The 17,400-nt window shown below is 72.9% G+C and carries 11 protein-coding genes; 8 read left to right on the top strand and 3 right to left on the bottom strand.

What is annotated here, in order from left to right; genetic code table 11:
• Nucleotides 1–65 precede the first annotated feature (65 nt).
• The 3 genes from recN to V4Y03_RS06580 all read left to right on the top strand — a co-directional run bounded on the left by recN (nt 66) and on the right by V4Y03_RS06580 (nt 3,910).
• Entirely contained in the window at nt 66–1,808 is a 1,743-nt protein-coding gene (gene recN, locus V4Y03_RS06590; RefSeq protein ID WP_332434313.1) for a DNA repair protein RecN, read from the top strand.
• Nucleotides 1,809–1,843: 35 nt separating this feature from the next.
• Nucleotides 1,844–2,653, top strand: coding sequence for a hypothetical protein (locus V4Y03_RS06585; RefSeq protein ID WP_443079864.1), 810 nt, complete (start codon nt 1,844–1,846; stop codon nt 2,651–2,653).
• A gap of 162 nt (nt 2,654–2,815) precedes the next feature.
• Nucleotides 2,816–3,910 (top strand): glycosyltransferase family 4 protein, encoded by a 1,095-nt coding sequence (locus V4Y03_RS06580; RefSeq protein WP_332434311.1) that lies wholly within the window; start codon nt 2,816–2,818, stop codon nt 3,908–3,910.
• Nucleotides 3,911–3,962: 52 nt separating this feature from the next.
• On the opposite strand, the gene V4Y03_RS06575 is transcribed toward V4Y03_RS06580, so the two are convergent.
• Complete coding sequence (locus tag V4Y03_RS06575) at nt 3,963–5,591, bottom strand: PucR family transcriptional regulator (RefSeq protein ID WP_332434310.1); 1,629 nt, start codon at nt 5,589–5,591, stop codon at nt 3,963–3,965.
• A 161-nt stretch (nt 5,592–5,752) separates the two neighbouring features.
• On the opposite strand from V4Y03_RS06575, the gene V4Y03_RS06570 reads away from it, so the two are divergent.
• Entirely contained in the window at nt 5,753–7,267 is a 1,515-nt protein-coding gene (locus tag V4Y03_RS06570; RefSeq protein WP_317875603.1) for an APC family permease, read from the top strand.
• A 25-nt stretch (nt 7,268–7,292) separates the two neighbouring features.
• Nucleotides 7,293–8,942: a flavin monoamine oxidase family protein gene (locus V4Y03_RS06565; RefSeq protein ID WP_332434309.1), complete on the top strand. Its 1,650-nt coding sequence runs from the start codon at nt 7,293–7,295 to the stop codon at nt 8,940–8,942.
• A 22-nt stretch (nt 8,943–8,964) separates the two neighbouring features.
• Here the strand turns inward: V4Y03_RS06565 and V4Y03_RS06560 are convergent, their stop codons facing one another.
• Nucleotides 8,965–10,347 carry an FAD-binding oxidoreductase gene (locus tag V4Y03_RS06560; protein ID WP_332434308.1) on the bottom strand — a complete coding sequence of 461 codons (1,383 nt, stop codon included), beginning with the start codon at nt 10,345–10,347 and terminating at the stop codon, nt 8,965–8,967.
• 101 nt (nt 10,348–10,448) lie between these two features.
• On the bottom strand, nt 10,449–12,251 hold the full coding sequence (locus V4Y03_RS06555) for a glycoside hydrolase family 15 protein (RefSeq protein WP_317875606.1): 1,803 nt from the start codon (nt 12,249–12,251) through the stop codon (nt 10,449–10,451).
• 445 nt (nt 12,252–12,696) lie between these two features.
• Between V4Y03_RS06555 and V4Y03_RS06550 the strand changes: the two genes are divergently transcribed.
• The 3 genes from V4Y03_RS06550 (at nt 12,697) to V4Y03_RS06540 (ending at nt 17,260) form a co-directional block, all read left to right on the top strand.
• Nucleotides 12,697–14,346 (top strand): CTP synthase, encoded by a 1,650-nt coding sequence (locus tag V4Y03_RS06550; RefSeq protein WP_317875607.1) that lies wholly within the window; start codon nt 12,697–12,699, stop codon nt 14,344–14,346.
• Nucleotides 14,347–14,419: 73 nt separating this feature from the next.
• The gene (locus V4Y03_RS06545) at nt 14,420–15,046 is read left to right on the top strand and encodes an NUDIX hydrolase (RefSeq protein WP_317875608.1); all 627 of its coding nucleotides are present in this window, start codon (nt 14,420–14,422) and stop codon (nt 15,044–15,046) included.
• A 228-nt stretch (nt 15,047–15,274) separates the two neighbouring features.
• Nucleotides 15,275–17,260, top strand: coding sequence for a tetratricopeptide repeat protein (locus tag V4Y03_RS06540; protein WP_332434307.1), 1,986 nt, complete (start codon nt 15,275–15,277; stop codon nt 17,258–17,260).
• Nucleotides 17,261–17,400 lie beyond the last annotated feature (140 nt).

Raw genomic sequence — 17,400 nt, 5'->3', positions numbered from 1 at the left:
GAACGATCGGCGCGCCGGAGGGTTACGCCCGGGGGTGATGTCGCGTCGCGGCAGGGAAACCTCGTATGGTCTGGGGCGTGCTGGAGGAGATGCGGATACGGTCGCTCGGGGTCATCGACGACGCGGTGGTCGAGCTGTCGCCCGGCTTCACCGCGGTGACCGGTGAGACCGGTGCGGGCAAGACCATGGTGGTGACCAGCCTCGGGCTGCTGCTCGGTGGACGTGCCGACCCGGCCCTGGTGCGGATCGGCGCGGCCTCGGCCGTCGTCGAGGGGCGGATCAGCGTGCCCCCGGGCGCGCCCGCCGCCGTACGCGCCGAGGAGGCCGGGGCGGAGCTGGACGACGGGGTGCTGCTCGTCAGCCGTACCGTCTCCGCCGAAGGGCGCTCACGGGCCCACCTCGGCGGGCGCTCGGTGCCCGTCGGGCTGCTCGCCGAACTCGCCGACGAACTCGTCGCCGTCCACGGCCAGACCGACCAGCAGGGCCTGCTCAAGCCCGCCCGGCAGCGCGGCGCGCTCGACCGGTACGCGGGCGGGGCCGTCTCCGGACCGCTCGCCGCCTACGGCGAGGCCTACCGGCGGCTCCGCGCGATCACCGGGGAACTCGACGAGATCACCACCCGGGCCCGGGAGCGGGCCCAGGAGGCCGATCTGCTGCGGTTCGGGCTCGGTGAGATCGAGGCCGTCGCCCCGCGCGCCGGGGAGGACACCGAACTCGCCGCCGAGGCGGAGCGGCTCGGGCACGCCGAGGCCCTGGCCTCCGCCGCCGCGCTGGCGCACGCCGCGCTCGCGGGCGTTCCCGAGGACCCCGAGTCCGTCGACGCCACGACGCTCGTCGCGGGCGCGGGGCGGGCCCTGGAGGCCGTACGGTCCCACGACCCGGCGCTCGCCGCGCTCGCCGACCGGATGGGGGAGATCTCCATCCTGCTCGGTGACGTGGCCACCGAACTCGCCGGATACGCCGACAACCTCGACGCCGACCCGCTGCGGCTCGCCGCCGTGGAGGAGCGGCGCGCCCTGCTCACGCAGCTGACCCGGAAGTACGGCGAGGACATCGCCACCGTCCTCGTCTGGGCCGAGGAGAGCGCGGACCGGCTCGGCGAGCTGGACGGCGACGACGACCGCGTCGAGGAACTCACCGCCGAGCGCGACCGGCTGCGGGACGAGCTTTCGGTGCTCGCGCAGCGGCTCACCGACGCGCGCACGGAGACCGCCGCCCGGTTCGCCGACGCGGTCACCGCCGAACTCGCCTCGCTCGCCATGCCGCACGCGCGCGTGTCCTTCGCCATCGCGCAGACCGAGGACCCCGAGGGGGTCGAGGTCGGCGGACGCCGGGTCGCCTACGGCCCGTCCGGGGCCGACGAGGTCGAGCTGCTGCTCGCCCCGCACCCCGGCGCCCCGCCCCGGCCCATCGCCAAGGGCGCGTCCGGCGGTGAGCTGTCCCGGGTGATGCTCGCCGTGGAGGTCGTCTTCGCCGGGGTCGATCCCGTGCCGACGTATCTCTTCGACGAGGTCGACGCGGGTGTCGGCGGCAAGGCGGCCGTCGAGATCGGCCGCCGGCTCGCCAAGCTCGCCAGGTCCGCGCAGGTCGTGGTCGTCACCCACCTTCCGCAGGTCGCGGCCTTCGCGGACCGGCAGCTGCTCGTGGAGAAGACCAACGACGGGTCCGTGACCCGGTCCGGCGTGACCGTCCTCGAGGGCGAGGAGCGGGTACGGGAACTCTCCCGGATGCTCGCCGGCCAGGAGGACTCCGAGACGGCCAGGGCCCACGCGGAGGAGCTGCTCGCCACGGCTCGGGCGGACGGGTGAGGCCCGCGGGCACGGCCCGGGGGACGGGCGGGCGGATCGCCGCCTTCGTCCGGGCCGCCGGGGTGAGCAGGGTGGTGTATGAGGGGCTGCGCGGGCGGGTGTCCGAAGCGCCCGGCGGGCAGGTGTCCGGGTGCGGGCGCTGGACGCGGGTGAACTACGCCGGGCGGACGGTCGATCTGTGCGCCGGGCCCGCCGTGGCCCTCGGGGCCGCGGTCGGCACCGGGAGCGGGCCCGCCGCGTTCGTCGTGCTGGCCGCCGGTGCCTGCGGGGCGTACGACGACGTGAAGGGCGACCACCGGCGCGGGTTCCGGGCGCATCTGGCGGCGCTGCGCGACGGCGAGGTGACCAGCGGGGCCGTCAAGCTGTTCGGGATCGGCGCCGCCTCGCTCGTGGCGGGGGCGCTGCTCAAGGAACGGGCCGTGGACCGGCTCCTCGCCGGGGTCGTCATCGCCGGTACCGCCCATCTGGTCAACCTGGTGGATGTACGGCCGGGGCGGGCCGGGCTGACCGTGCTCGCGCTCGCCGCGCCAGGCCTGCTGCGCGGCCCGCTCGCCGCCGCGCCCATGGGGGCGGTCGCGGCCGTCCTCGGGGACGACCTCGGTGAGCGCACCATGCTCGGCGACACGGGCGCGCACGCGCTCGGCGCCGCCGTGGGCAGCGCGATCGTCGCGGGCAACGGGCGGCTCGGGCTGGCCGCCCACGCGGTGGGACTGGTCGGCGCGGCGGTCTGGGCGGAGCGAATGGCTTCGGGGACTGGGTCGGACTCGGACTCGGACTCGGACTCGGGCTCTGGGTCGGACTCTGGCGCTGTCGTCGGCTGCGGCTGCGGTGCCGACTGCGGGTGAGGGAGAGCGCGCGGGTCTCGTGCGCTCACCCGAGTGGGTGAACCGCGGGTTCGGGTCCCGGAGCCGTACTCCGTCCGTACAAGGGAACAGCGGCGGGAATCACGCCACTTCGGTGGCGGAACGTGCGTACGGTCAGGGGCGCGGGCTGGCATCCTTGGGCGGGTGACACAGCTCCGTACGGTCCAAGTGCTGGGCGGCGGCAGCGCGGGCAGCAGCGCTCACGTCCGATCACTTGCCTCGGGGCTGGTGGCGAGGGGCGTGCGGGTGACCGTGTGCGCCCCTGCCGAACTCGACCGCGTCTACGACTACCTCGGCGCCGGCGCGCACTTCGTGCCCCTGCCGCGCCTCGGCGACCCCGCCACGATCGCCGCGCTGCGCAACGCCTGCATCGGCGCCGACGTGGTCCACGCCCACGGCCTGCAGGCCTCCGTCCGGGCCGCGCTCGCGCTGTCCGGGGCGGGAGCCGGTGCGAGCGGTCGCACTCCGCTCGTCACCACCTGGGACGGCCGGAACCAGGTGTGCGGGGCGCCCGGCGGGGTGCTGCGACTCCTGGAGCGCAGGACCGTGCGCGCCGCGACCGTCGTCCTCGCCACCTCCTCCGAACTGGTCGACCGGGCCCGGCGGCGCGGCGCCCGTGACGCCCGGCTCGCCCCCGTCACCGTGCCGCCCGCCCGTGGGCCCGTATGCCTCCACGACGGCAAGGCCCGTGCCGAACTCGGCGCCGTCGAGCGGCCGTTGCTGATGGCCGTCGGGGCGCTCGAACGGGGCCGGGGATACCGGACGCTGCTCGACGCGGCACGGGAGTGGCGTGATCTCGACCCTCAGCCGCTCCTCGTGATCGCCGGGGAGGGGTGCGAACGGGCCGCTCTCCAGCGGCGGATCGTGGACGAGGAGCTGCCGGTCCGGCTGATCGGGCGGCGGGAGGACGTCGCCGAGCTGCTCGCGGCGGCGGACATCGCGGTGCTGCCGTCCCGGTGGGAAGCGCGGTCGCTGCTCGCCCAGGAAGCGCTGCGCCTCGGGGTGCCGCTCGTCGCCACGGCGGTCGGCGGAGTGCCGGAACTGGTCGGGGACGCGGCGGAACTGGTGCCGTACGGGGACGCGGGCGCCCTCGCGGCCGCGGTGCGGGGGCTGCTCGACGACACGGAGCGGCGGATGGACCTGGCGGCGGCCGGGCGGGTGCAGGCGGGGTCGTGGCCCACCGAGGACGAGACCGTGGCGCATGTGCTGAGCGTCTACGACGAGCTGACGGGGCGGTAGCCCGGCGGCGGGTGCTCCACGGGGTGGAACGCCCGCCCGGCAGGGCGCCTTCCTACGGCGTGTGGCGGCGGGCCCTGAGGGCCAGCGAGAGGGCCAGCACCGTCTGGGGGTCGTCCAGGTCCGTGCCCAGGAGTTCCGAGATGCGGGCCAGACGGTTGTAGAGGGTCTGCCGGTTGAGGTGCAGTTCCCGGGCCGTCTCCGCCTTGCGGCCCGCGTGCGCCAGATATGTCTCCAGGGTCGGCAGGAGCGGCGGCCGGGACGTGCGGTCGTGCTCGCGGAGCGGGCCGATCGCACGGTCCACGAACGCCGCGAGGACCGTGTCCCCGTGGAAGTGCAGTCGCCACAGCAGCAGGTCGATGTCGAGGCGCCGGGCGTCGTACCAGGGGAGTTCCGAGAGGCCCTGCGCGGCCGTCGCGGTCTCCGCCGCGTGCCGCAGGCCCGCCGAGGCGGCCGCCCAGCTGCCGGCGACGCCGACCACGACGACCGGCGGGTGCGCCCCGGCGCGTTCCAGGCCGGCCCGTGCCACGCCCGCGCGGAGCGCCGCCGCGACCCGGTCGGCGACCGCCGTGCGCTCCGTCTCCGAGCGCAGGCCCAGCAGGAGGGGCACCCGTCCCTCGACCGGGCGGACGCCCAGCAGGACCGGGACGCCGACGGAGGCCAGCTCTTCGAGGACCGCGCGGGCCAGCAGGGCCCAGTTCCCCGACGGGGACAGCTCCGAGGCCAGGCGCATCACCACCGGGAGGAGCGGGCCGTCGCCGGGCTTGAAGCCGAGGACCCGGGCCTGCGCCGGGGCGTCCTCGGCGGTGATCCTGCCCTCCGCCAGGTCGGTCAGGAAGTCGCCCCGGCCGCGTGCGGCGAGCTCCTCCTCCTGCCGGGCCTGCATGAGGACCACGGCGAGGAGGCCGGCCGCGCGCTCGGCGGCCATCCGGTGCACGGGGGAGAGGGCGCCGGAGACCGAGAGGACGACCAGGCGGGCCCGTACCGAGGACGTGCCGGGGCCGCCGCCGGGCACGTCGACGAGGACCGTGCCGGTGGGCGGGCCGGACTCGCGGGCCGCCCGCTGGCCGCGCAGCCCGTCCCAGACCTGGAGCGGGTCGGCGGGCCCGGACTCGGTGCCCGCCGCGTACAGCAGCTGTCCGTCGGGAGTCTCCAGGAAGACGGGGTTGGCGGCGAAGTCGGACAGGATGCGGAGCACCTGGGGGATGCCGCCGCCGCCGAGCAGCGCCACCGTGCACTGCCGGTGGACCTCCTCGGCCTGCCGCTGGAGGGCGTAGTGGCCGTTGACGATCTCGGTGTGGATCTCCTCCGTGACGCCCACGAAGGGGACCTCGCGGTGCAGCTGCACCAGGGGCAGCCCGGCGGCCCGCGCGGTCTCCACTATCGTCGCCGGGAGGCGCGCGAAACGGGGCCCCAGTTCGACGACGAGCGCGGCGATGCCCCGGTCGGCAAGCCGCCGTACGAAAGCCCGCTGCTCGGCCGGCCGGGTCCCCAGCCCGAGGCCCGTGGTCAGCAGCAGCTCACCGCCCTTGAGCAGCGAAGCGATGTTCGGCACCTCGCCCGCGTGTACCCAGCGCACCGTGCGGTGCAGCCGGTCCGCGCCGGCCACGACCTCCGGGAGCCCGCTGCGCAGACCCGGGAGCTCAAGCGCCCGCTGCACGGTGATCCCGCCCTGATTGTCCATGGAGCCGGACGCTACCCGCGTCCGTGTTGCGGCGACATCACCCCACGGTCACGGGACCGGACAGTTCGCACACAGGGGCGACAACTCGTCGCCCCCTGACGGGAATTGCACGACCGCATGTCGATTGTGGCCTACGTCACTCGCGAGGATGCTCTCGCGCCATGGCAGAGAACTCCACCCCAGAGGTCCACCGGCTGAAGGCGAATTCGGTCGGACTCGTCGGCGTCGTCTTCATGGCCGTGGCCACCGCGGCCCCGATCACCGCGATGACCGGCAACCTCCCCATCGCCGTCGGCTTCGGCAACGGCACCGGCGCGCCCGCCGGATATCTCTTCGCGACCCTCGTCCTGACCGTCTTCTCCGTCGGCTACGTCGCCATGGCCAAGCGGATCACGGCCGCGGGCGCCTTCTACGGCTACATCTCGCACGGCCTCGGCCGGATCGCGGGCATGGCCTCCGGCATGCTCGCCGTCCTCGCGTACGTCGTCTTCGAGGCCTCGATCGTCGGTGTCTTCGCCTACTTCGCGAAGACGACCGTGGCCGACCAGCTCGGCGTGGACGTGCCATGGGTGCTGTACGCGGCGGTCATGCTGGCCGTCACCGCCGTGCTCTCCTACTTCGACATCAACCTGACGGCCAAGGCACTCGGGGTGATGCTCATCGCGGAGATCGCGGTGCTGTTCGCCGTCGCCACCGCCGTCCTGATCGCCGGCGGCGGCCCCGACGGCATCCCGGTCGAGCCGATCAACCCCAAGAACGCCTTCACCGGCACCTCCGCCGGGCTCGGTCTCTTCTTCGCCTTCTGGTCCTGGGTCGGCTTCGAGTCGACCGCCATGTACGGCGAGGAGTCCCGCGACCCCAAGCGGGTCATCCCGCGCGCCACCCTCATCTCCGTCACCGGCGTCGGCCTCTTCTACATCTACGTGTCGTGGATGACGATCGCCGGGAACGGCCTGGCCGAATCGGTGAAGCTGTCCGCCTCCGCCTCGCCCCTGGACCTGTTCTTCGCCCCCACCCAGACCTTCATCGGCGCCTGGGCCGTCGACGCCTTCCAGTGGCTGCTGCTCACCGGCTCCTTCGCCTGCGGGATGGCCTTCCACCAGTGCGCCTCCCGCTACCTGTACGCCATCGGCCGCGAGGGCTTCCTCCACCCGGCGCTCGGTCGCACGCACGCCAGGCACGGTTCGCCGTACATCGCCTCGTACGTGCAGAGCGCGATCGCCGTCGGCCTCGTCGCCGCCTTCTGGCTCACCGGCCAGGACCCGTACATCCACCTCTACACGCTGCTCGCGATCCTCGGCACCATGGCGATCCTCATCGTCCAGACCCTCTGCTCCTTCGCCGTCATCGGCTACTTCCGCAAGAACCACCCCGAGGACCGGCACTGGTTCAAGACCTTCACCGCCCCGCTCCTCGGTGGCATCGGGATGATCGCCGTCGTCGTCCTGCTGATCATGAACATGGAGACCGCGGCCGGTCTCGCCGCCGACTCCCTCTTCTTCAAGGCGATCCCCTGGATCGTCGGCACCGTCTTCTTCGGCGGCCTCGGCCTCGGCTTCTACCTCAAGGCCAAGCGCCCCGAGCGCTACGAGATCATCGGCCGGATCGTCCTGGAGGACGCCACCGAGCGCCCCGCCGAAGAGGCACCCGCCCCCGTCGCCGTACCGCAGAGCTGATCCCACCCACCTCCAGGAGCGCCCCATGGCACGCACCAACCCGATGCACCTCCTGAACCGCCTCGCCGCCGAGCACGCCGATGCCCGCCGGCTGAACATCCCCGTCGACGAGCTGCGCGGCATGCGGGCCGACGCCCTCGGACGCCGGTCCCTGCTCAAGTACGCCGCAGCCGCCGGAATCGCCGTCGGCGCCGGCGCGACAGGCCTCGGCTCGGCCGCCCCGGCCCGCGCCGCCACCCCCACCCCGCCGGTGAAGAGCACCGCCCGGATCGCCGTCGTCGGTGCGGGCATCTCCGGCCTCACCGCCGCCCTCACCCTCCAGGACGCCGGACTGAGCCCGGCGCTCTACGAGGCGAACCCCTCCAGGGTCGGCGGTCGCATGTGGACCCAGCGCGACCACTGGGCGTACGGGCAGACCTCCGAGATCGGCGGCGAGCTGATCGACACCAGCCACAAGAAGATCCTGGAACTCTGCCGCCGCTTCGGCCTCACCGTGGAGGACTTCCTCGGCGGCGGACCCAACGGAGCCGAGGAGGTCCTCTGGTTCAACGGCGCCTACTACCCGCGCGCCCAGGCGGACGAGGACTTCAAGGCGGTCTACCAGGCGCTGCGCCGGGACCTCTCCGACGCGGGGGACGTCTACTGGAACCAGACCACCCCCACCGGCACCGCACTCGACAACATGTCGGTGTACGAATGGATCGAGTCGCGGGTCCCCGGCGGGCACTCCTCGCCGCTCGGCCGGTTCATCGACGTCGCCTACAACGTCGAGTACGGCGCCGACACCACCGAGCAGTCCTCGCTCGCCCTGGTCCTGCTGATGGGCTACCAGACCAATCCCGGCAACTTCAACATCTGGGGCCTCTCCAACGAGCGCTACCACATCGTCGGCGGCAACGACCGGCTCCCGAACGCCGTCGCCGGGGCCCTCGCCCCCGGCACCCTGCGCCAGGGCTGGTCCCTCACCGCCGTACGTGCCAACGCCGACGGCACCCAGACGCTGACCTTCAACGAGGCCGGCGCCACCCGGACCGTCACCGCCGACCGCACGATCCTCTGTCTCCCGCTGCCGATCCTCCAGCAGCTCGACCTCTCGCAGGCCGCCTTCGACCCGCTCATGCGGGGCCTCCTGCGGGACGCCCGCATGGGCTACTGCACCAAGCTCAACATGCAGTTCGGCACCCGCCCCTGGCGCGGCACCGGCGCCTGGCCGGGCGTCTCGGCCGGCGACTGCTTCACCGACGGCGAGGTCCAGCAGACCTGGGACACCACCAAGATCCAGGGCGGCACCGGCGGCATCCTCCTCCAGTACGGCGGCGGCAGCCTGGCCAGGAACCTGAACCCGGCCGGGCCCTTCTCCACCGAGTCCGACCCGTACGTACGGAGCCTCGTCACCCGCTACCTGGCGGGCATCGACGCCTTCTTCCCCGGCACCTCACGGGCGTACACCGGGCGCGCCCAGCTCTCCGCCTGGCACAAGAACCCGTACAGCCTCGGCGCGTACTCCTGCTGGCCCGTCGGCTACCTCCACCGGTACGCCGGGTACGAGGGCACCGCCCAGGGCAGGGTCCACATCGGCGGCGAGCACTGTTCCTACGACTTCCAGGGCTTCATGGAGGGCGGGGCGACGGAAGGGGAGCGGGCCGCCAAGGAGGTGATCGCCGCGCTGAGCTGAGCCGGGCGGGCCCGCCCGCCTCTCAGCCCGCGGGTGCGATGTTCTGGTTGTACCGGAACACGTTGTCGGGGTCGTAGGCGGCCTTCACGGCGGCGAGCCGGCGGTAGTTCTCCTCCCCGTAGGAGGAGACGATCCGCTGCTCGCCCTCGGCGCCGACGAAGTTCAGATACGTCGCGTCGAGCGCCCACGGCCGCACGTCCGCCCGCACGTCGTGCACCCACTGCTTCGCCTGCTCGTCGTACGCGGGGTCCTCCCAGGTCGCGAACGGGTGCACCGCCCAGGGGGCGGTGCGCCACGGCTGCGGGTACTCGGAGGGCCCGGCGGCCACGGCCCCGCCCATCAGGAACAGCACGTGCTGGGTGGCGGTCGACGCCGGGATGCGGGCGCCCCGGTCGCAGAAGATGTCCACGGCCTCGTCGGGGAGGTCCCGCAGGTACTCGGCCGACCAGTAGTTCCGCAGCCCCGGCGGGTCGTCGAGCAGCGTCTGCAGTTCCACGTACGGGATGTCCATGACGATCTCGACCACCGGACCCAGCGCGAACAGCGGCGCCGCGAACTCGCGGAGCTCGGCGACCGGTCCGGTGTACGTGAACAGCGCCCCGCAGACCAGCTTGCCGACCAGGTCCTCGGGGATGAACGGCATCGGGGGCGCGGGCAGGTAGATGGCACCACCGCCCATGTCGTCGGACGCGCCGGCCCCGAGATCGCGGAAGGTGCGCACCACCTCGGGCGCGTTGTCCGGCAGGTAGAGCAGCATCGCGATGCTCAGCCGGGGCAGCGGGTGCAGCCGCATCGTCAGCGAGGTCGCCACCCCGAAGTTGCCGCCGCCGCCGTGCAGCGCCCAGAACAGTTCGGGGCTGTCCTCCGGGCCCGTGTGGACGTGCTTGCCCTCGGCGGTGATCAGGTCGGCGGCGAGCAGGTTGTCGCTGGCGAGCCCGAACTTCCGCTCGAGCCAGCCCGAGCCGCCGCCCAGGACGAAGCCGCCGACGCCGGTGGTGGACGCCCGGCCGCCGGTCGTCGCCACCTGGAAGGGCTGGCACGCGTGGTCCAGGTGGGCCATGGTCGCCCCGCCCTCGATCCGTACCGTCATGTTCTCGGGGTCGACGACGACGCCGTGCATCCGGCGGAGGTCGACGACCAGCGCGCCGTCGATCACGGAGGTGCCGGCGACGCTGTGCCCGCCGCCGCGGACCGCGATCGGCAGCTCGGCCTCGCGGCCGAACACGATCGCGTTGGACACATCGGCCTGGGTGGCGCACTGGGCGATCACCGAAGGACGCCGGTCGATCATGCCGTTGTGCACGGCGCGCGCCTCGTCGTAGCCGGGACCGCCGGGGATGATCACCTCACCGGCCAGGTCCTCGATCAGCCCGGACAGGGCGCTCTCTGAGATATGGGGACCCATGGGAGCCCCCCTTTCACGCGGGGGGACGGGACCTTCCCATCGTAGGTCCGGGCTCCGCCCCGCGCGTGCTGGAAGGGCGGCCCGGCCCCCGTACGACCCCGTCAGCCGCCGTACGCCCCGCTCGCCGTCAGGCGGAGTGCCGTGTCGATCAGCGGGACGTGGCTGAAGGCCTGCGGGAAGTTGCCCACCTGCCGCTGGAGCCTCGGGTCCCACTCCTCCGCGAGCAGCCCCAGGTCGTTGCGGAGCGCGAGGAGCCGCTCGAAGAGCGTGCGGGCCTCGTCCACGCGGCCGATCATCGCCAGGTCGTCCGCCAGCCAGAAGGAGCACGCGAGGAACGCGCCCTCGTCGCCCTCCAGGCCGTCGACGCCGGCCTCCTCGCCGGAGGTGGGGTAGCGCAGCACGAAGCCGTCCTCCGTGGACAGCTCCCGCTGGATCGCCTCGATCGTGCCGATGACCCGCTTGTCGTCCGGCGGCAGGAAGCCCATCTGCGGGATGAGCAGCAGCGAGGCGTCCAGCTCCTTGGAGCCGTACGACTGCGTGAAGGTGTTCCGCTCGGGGTCGTAGCCCTTCTCGCAGACGTCCCGGTGGATCGCGTCGCGCAGCTCGTGCCAGCGCTCCAGCGGGCCGTCGGCGTCCCCGGACTCGATCAGCTTGATCGTGCGGTCGACGGCCACCCAGGCCATCACCTTGGAGTGGACGAAGTGGCGGCGCGGGCCGCGCACCTCCCAGATGCCCTCGTCGGGCTGGTCCCAGTGCTTCTCCAGGTAGTTGATCAGCTTGATCTGGAGCAGCGAGGCGTAGTCGTTGCGGGAGAGTCCCGTCATGTGCGCGAGGTGGAGGGCCTCGGTGACCTCGCCGTAGACGTCCAGCTGGAGCTGGTTGGCGGCGCCGTTGCCGACCCGGACCGGGCCGGAGTTCTCGTACCCCGGGAGCCAGTCCAGCTCCGCCTCGCCGAGCTCCCGCTCGCCCGCGATGCCGTACATGATCTGGAGGTTCTCCGGGTCGCCCGCGACGGCGCGGAGCAGCCAGTCCCGCCAGGCGCGGGCCTCCTCGCGGTAGCCGGTGCGGAGCATCGAGGAGAGGGTGATCGCCGCGTCCCGCAGCCAGGTGTAGCGGTAGTCCCAGTTGCGGACGCCGCCGATCTCCTCGGGCAGCGAGGTCGTCGGCGCCGCCACGATCCCGCCGGTCGGCGCGTACGTCAGCGCCTTGAGGGTGATCAGGGAGCGGATCACGGCCTCCCGGTAGGGGCCGTGGTACGTACAGTGGTCGACCCATTCGCGCCAGAACTCGGCGGTCGCCGCCAGGGACCCCTCGGGGTCCGGCAGCGCCGGCGGCTCCTTGTGGGAGGGCTGCCAGGACAGCGTGAACGCGATCCGGTCACCGGGGTTCACGGTGAACTCGGAGTACGTCGTCAGGTCCTTGCCGTGGGTCTCGGCGTCCGTGTCCAGCCACACCGAGTCCGGTCCCGCGACGGCGACCGTGCGCTCGCCGACCTTGTGGACCCAGGGCACGATCCGGCCGTAGCTGAACCGCATCCGCAGCGTGGAACGCATCCGCACCCGGCCCGAGACGCCCTCGACGATCCGGATGAGCTGCGGCGCGCCGTCGCGCGGTGGCATGAAGTCGGTCACCCGGACCGTGCCGCGATCGGTGTCCCACTCGGACTCCAGGATCAGTGAGTCGCCCAGGTAGCGACGCCGGTCGGCCGGGGCCGGATCGGCGTCCGCGGGACCGGCGGGGCCCACCCGCCAGATTCCGTGTTCCTCGGTGCCGAGCAGTCCGGCGAAGACCGCGTGGGAGTCGAAGCGGGGGAGGCAGAGCCAGTCGACGCTGCCGTCCCGGCAGACCAGCGCCGCGGTCTGCATGTCCCCGATGAGTGCGTAATCCTCGATGCGCCCGGCCACGTGCTTCACTCCAGTCGAACGGCCATGTCCGCCCCGCGGGGCGCTTGCTACGGATGTGCGTGCTGTCTGTGCGGTGTCGGGCCCTCGTGCTGTGTGCCCGTACGGCCAGTGTGCGGGACGAGCCGGCCGACTCGGCGGGCGATGTCCGAGCAGAATACGACGCGCCCCGTGCCCGTAGTGATCACACGAGCGACGCGCTGCTCCAAACGGGTGAACCCCGCCTTCCGCGGGCCCCCGCCGCCATGTCGCCGTCCGTGTACACCCGACTGCCGCGTGTGGCCGGAAGCGGTCTCCCGATGTCGCTGATACCCTGGTACCCCGTGGACCGGTGGGAAACGGCGACAGCCGAGGACCCCGCAACCGCAGCGACGGCACCCCCCGATTCTTCCGGAGGGGACGCCGGTACGCACCTCCAGAACGCGACCACGGGAGCCCCCTCTTGGCGATGCCGCCCAAAACCACGACGACCAAGCACATCTTCGTCACCGGGGGTGTCGCCTCCAGCCTCGGCAAGGGCCTGACCGCCTCCAGCCTGGGTGCGCTCCTCAAGGCCCGGGGCCTTCGGGTCACGATGCAGAAGCTCGACCCGTACCTGAACGTCGACCCGGGCACGATGAACCCCTTCCAGCACGGTGAGGTGTTCGTCACCAACGACGGCGCCGAGACCGACCTGGACATCGGCCACTACGAGCGCTTCCTCGACGTCGACCTCGACGGCTCGGCCAACGTCACCACCGGCCAGGTCTACTCGCAGGTCATCGCCAAGGAGCGGCGCGGCGAGTACCTCGGTGACACCGTGCAGGTCATCCCGCACATCACCAACGAGATCAAGTCCCGGATCCGCCGCATGGCGACCGACGACGTCGACGTCGTCATCACCGAGGTCGGCGGCACGGTCGGCGACATCGAGTCGCTGCCCTTCCTGGAGACCGTCCGCCAGGTCCGCCACGAGGTCGGCCGCGACAACGTCTTCGTCGTGCACATCTCGCTGCTGCCCTACATCGGCCCCTCCGGTGAGCTGAAGACCAAGCCGACCCAGCACTCGGTCGCCGCGCTGCGCAACATCGGCATCCAGCCGGACGCGATCGTGCTGCGCGCCGACCGCGAGGTCCCGACCGCCATCAAGCGCAAGATCTCGCTGATGTGCGACGTCGACGAGGCCGCGGTCGTCGCCGCGATCGACGCCAAGTCGATCTACGACATCCCGAAGGTGCTGCACACCGAGGGCCTGGACGCCTATGTCGTCCGCAAGCTCGACCTGCCCTTCCGCGACGTGGACTGGACCGTCTGGGAGGACCTCCTCGACCGCGTCCACAACCCGGAGCACGAGGTCACGGTCGCGCTCGTCGGCAAGTACATCGACCTGCCCGACGCGTACCTCTCCATCACCGAGGCCATGCGGGCCGGCGGCTTCGCCAACAAGGCCCGCGTCAAGGTCAAGTGGGTCACCTCCGACGAGTGCAGGACCCCGGCGGGCGCGCAGAAGCAGCTCGGCGACGTCGACGCGATCCTGATCCCCGGCGGCTTCGGCGACCGCGGTGTGAACGGCAAGATCGGCGCGATCCAGTACGCCCGCGAGAACAAGGTGCCGCTGCTCGGCATCTGCCTCGGTCTGCAGTGCATCGTCATCGAGGCCGCGCGGAACCTGGCGGACATCCCGGACGCGAACTCCACCGAGTTCGACCCGGCGACCGCGCACCCCGTCGTCTCGACGATGGAGGAGCAGCTCGCGTTCGTCGAGGGCGCCGGCGACCTGGGCGGAACGATGCGCCTGGGGCTGTACCCGGCGAAGCTCGCCGAGGGCTCGATCGTGCGTGAGGTCTACGGCGACCAGCCGTACGTGGACGAGCGCCACCGCCACCGCTACGAGGTCAACAACGCCTACCGCGCGGAGCTGGAGAAGAAGGCCGGTCTGGTCTTCTCCGGCACCTCCCCGGACAACAAGCTCGTCGAGTACGTCGAGTACCCGCGCGAGATCCACCCCTACCTGGTCGCCACCCAGGCGCACCCGGAGCTGCGCTCCCGTCCGACCCGCCCGCACCCGCTCTTCGCGGGTCTGGTGAAGGCGGCCGTCGAGCGCAAGACGGGCAAGTAGTACGGCGCGTTAACGTAACCGGGGTACGGGTCCTGTGGACCCGTACCCCGGTTTTCGTACGAGAGGACTACTCATGCGCGTGCAGGACACCCCGGAGGAGTGGCGCGTCGTCGCCACCACCACCCCCTTCAAGGGAAACAAGACGAGTGTCCGCACGGACGACGTGGTCATGCCGGACGGCACGGTCGCGCGCCGCGACTACCAGGTCCACCCCGGTTCGGTGGCCGTCCTCGCCCTCGACGAGCAGGACCGCGTGCTCGTCCTCCGGCAGTACCGGCACCCCGTGCGGCAGAAGCTCTGGGAGATTCCCGCCGGACTCCTCGACGTGCCCGGTGAGAACCCGCTGCACGCGGCGCAGCGCGAGCTGTACGAGGAGGCGCACGTCAAGGCCGAGGACTGGCGCGTCCTGACCGACGTCTACACGACGCCGGGCGGCTGCGACGAGGCGGTACGGATCTTCCTCGCGCGCGGTGTCGCGGAGGCGGAGGGGGAGCGCTTCGAGGTCTCCGAGGAGGAGGCCGACATGGAGCTGGCGCGGGTGCCGCTGCCGGAGCTGGTGCGGGGCGTCCTCGCGGGGGAGCTGCACAACAACTGCCTGGTGGTGGGAGTGCTGTCGCTGGTGGCGGCGCGTGCGGGGGAGGGGCTCGACGCCCTGCGCCCGGCGGAGGCGCCCTGGCCGGCCCGGCCGTTCGAGGCGTAGCGGCGCACGTCCCGGTGCGGGCGCGTGCGGGCGCTCGTCCCCGTGCGGCCCCGCACGGGGACGGGGGTCTGTAACGGGGGCTTCCGGTGTGAAGATCTGTTGATCCGATCGGGGGATGTGTCCGCCCTGCTCCACCAGGTCCGCGCACTGCCCTGAACTACGCTCGGGATCGCCCGTGCGGAGACCCCGCGGGATCGGCTCGTGTGCAGGTGGACGGGAGCGTGGCCCGTGACGGATCAGGCGGTGGCGGCGGCCGGCAGCCGGCAGTTCTTCGGCCGGCAGCGGGAGTTGAAGGCCCTGCGCGCCGACATCGAGCGGACCGGCCTCGACACCCTCACCGGCCGCAAGGCGCCCCGGGCCCGCGTCCTGCTCATCGCCGGGAAGCCCGGCTCCGGCCGCACCGCGCTCGCCGAGGAACTGGCCGCCGGACTCACCGACCGCTACCCCGACGGGATCTTCCGGGCCCGGCTCACCGAGCCCGGTGGCGACCCCGTCCCCACCGCCCGCGTCGCCCGGGAACTCCTCGCCGTGCTCGGGGTGGCCGAACCCCCCGGCGCCGCCGAGGACGAACTGACCGAACTGGTCCGCGGTGCCCTCGCCGGCCGCCGCGCCGTCCTGATCCTCGACGACGCCGTCGACGCCGAGCAGGCCGACCCGCTGATCCCCGACGACCCCGACACCCTGGTGGTGGGCGTCGCCCGGGGCCCGCTCACCGGCATCCCCGACGTACGGCCCTGCACCCTCGGCGGGCTCGACCCCAAGTCGGCCATCGAACTCCTCACCGCCTTCACCGGCTCCGTACGCGTCACCGTCGACCCGCAGGCCGCCGAGACCCTCGTCGAGGAGTGCGGCGGGCTGCCCTCCGCCGTCGTCCTCGCCGGCGGTTGGCTGGCCGGCGAGCCCACCGCCTCCGTGGCCGACCTCGCCAAGCGGCTCCGCGCCCTCGCGGGCGACCCGCTCACCCGCGCCTTCCACCTCGCCCACCAGGCGCTCGCCGGGCCCGCCGCCCGGATACTGCGCTTCCTCTCCCTGGCGCCGCTGGGCCGGGCGGACGCCCACACGGCCTCCGCCCTGGCCGGCTGCTCGGTCTCGGCCGCCGCCACCACCCTCGCCGACTTCGCCGCCCTGGGGCTCGTCACCGCCGTCGAGGACGGGCAGTACGAGGTGCCCGGCCATCTCGTCCCCCTCCTCCGTACCCAGCTGGAGGAGCACGACCGGCCCGCCGAGGTGCAGCTCGCGCGGGCCCGGATGCTGGAGCGGACCGTACGGCTCCTCCAGTCCTGCCGTGCGGTCACCGAACCCGAGGGCTCGGCCGCCCGCCGGAAGCTGGCCGGGCTGCCCCGCGCCCTGCGCTTCCCGAACGCCGCCGCCGGGGCCCTCTGGCTGCGCTCCCGGCAGTCCTTCCTGCTCGCCTCCGCCCGGCTCGCCGTCGCCGACGGGGAACTCGACACCCTCGCCCGCCGCCTCGTCGCCTCCCTGGTCCGGGCGCTCGCGGCGCACCGGGGCGCCGAGGCCGCCGCTCCCGAGCTGTACGGGCTGCACCAGCTGGTCCTGGACGTGGCCGAGCGGCACGGGCTGCACCGCGAGCGGGCCGCCGCCCTGCTGAACCTGGCCGATCTCGATGCCCGGACCGGCAGGACGAAGGACGCTCTGCTGCGATATCGGTTGGCTTTGGATGCCGGACGCGCAGCAAATGACCCGTACGCGACCGGTCGCGCAATGGAATCCGTAGGTGGCTCCTATCAGGAGCTGGGAGACTGGCAGCGGGCCGGCGACTGGTACGGGCGGGCGCTCGCCCAGCGTCTCGCCCGGGACGAGCGGGCCGACCAGGCCCGGCTGTACGCCCGCCTCGGCGCCGTACAGACCTACGCGGGCCGGTACGGCGAGGCGCTGCGGAACTGGCGGGCCGCCGCGGCCGGCTACCGGCGGCTCGACGATCTCCCGGGTTACGCGCGGGCGTTGAGCGAGGCGGCCCGGGTCCAGGAGTACGCCGGACGGCCCGAGGAATCGCTGCGGACCTGCGAGGAGGCGGTGGAGTGGGCCCGGCGGGCCCAGGACACCCGGCTCCAGGCCGCGCTCCAGCTGCGGCTGGCCGACACCCTCGACCGGCTCGGTGACCCGGCGGCCGCCCGGCTGCACCGGGCCGCCGCCGACAGGTTGCTGGAAACGGAATCATCCACCTACGAAATCCGCAGTGGCTCCAGCAAAGATTAGTACTTTGAAAGGCTAGACAGCGGGAACTCCTTCATTAGACTGGGTCCGCCACGTGTGAACGTGGTCTGCCCCGGTGCGCCGCAGTGCGTCCGGGTATGTATCGCAGTGCCCCAGATATCCCCCATGATTCAAGGACCGTG

The sequence above is a fragment of the Streptomyces sp. P9-A4 genome (assembly GCF_036634195.1).
GTDB lineage: Bacteria > Actinomycetota > Actinomycetes > Streptomycetales > Streptomycetaceae > Streptomyces.
Note: the sequence above shows the minus strand (reverse complement) of the source record. Positions and strands in the feature narration are given on the sequence as shown.

Bases quoted from the DNA above. Each gene is read 5' to 3' on its own strand.
- V4Y03_RS06570 (WP_317875603.1), top strand. From the start codon at position 5,753: ATGGCAGAGAACTCCACCCCAGAGGTCCACCGGCTGAAGGCGAATTCG.
- recN (WP_332434313.1), top strand. From the start codon at position 66: ATGGTCTGGGGCGTGCTGGAGGAGATGCGGATACGGTCGCTCGGGGTC.
- V4Y03_RS06550 (WP_317875607.1), top strand. From the start codon at position 12,697: ATGCCGCCCAAAACCACGACGACCAAGCACATCTTCGTCACCGGGGGT.
- V4Y03_RS06575 (WP_332434310.1), bottom strand. From the start codon at position 5,591: ATGGACAATCAGGGCGGGATCACCGTGCAGCGGGCGCTTGAGCTCCCG.
- V4Y03_RS06545 (WP_317875608.1), top strand. From the start codon at position 14,420: ATGCGCGTGCAGGACACCCCGGAGGAGTGGCGCGTCGTCGCCACCACC.
- V4Y03_RS06565 (WP_332434309.1), top strand. From the start codon at position 7,293: ATGGCACGCACCAACCCGATGCACCTCCTGAACCGCCTCGCCGCCGAG.
- V4Y03_RS06560 (WP_332434308.1), bottom strand. From the start codon at position 10,347: ATGGGTCCCCATATCTCAGAGAGCGCCCTGTCCGGGCTGATCGAGGAC.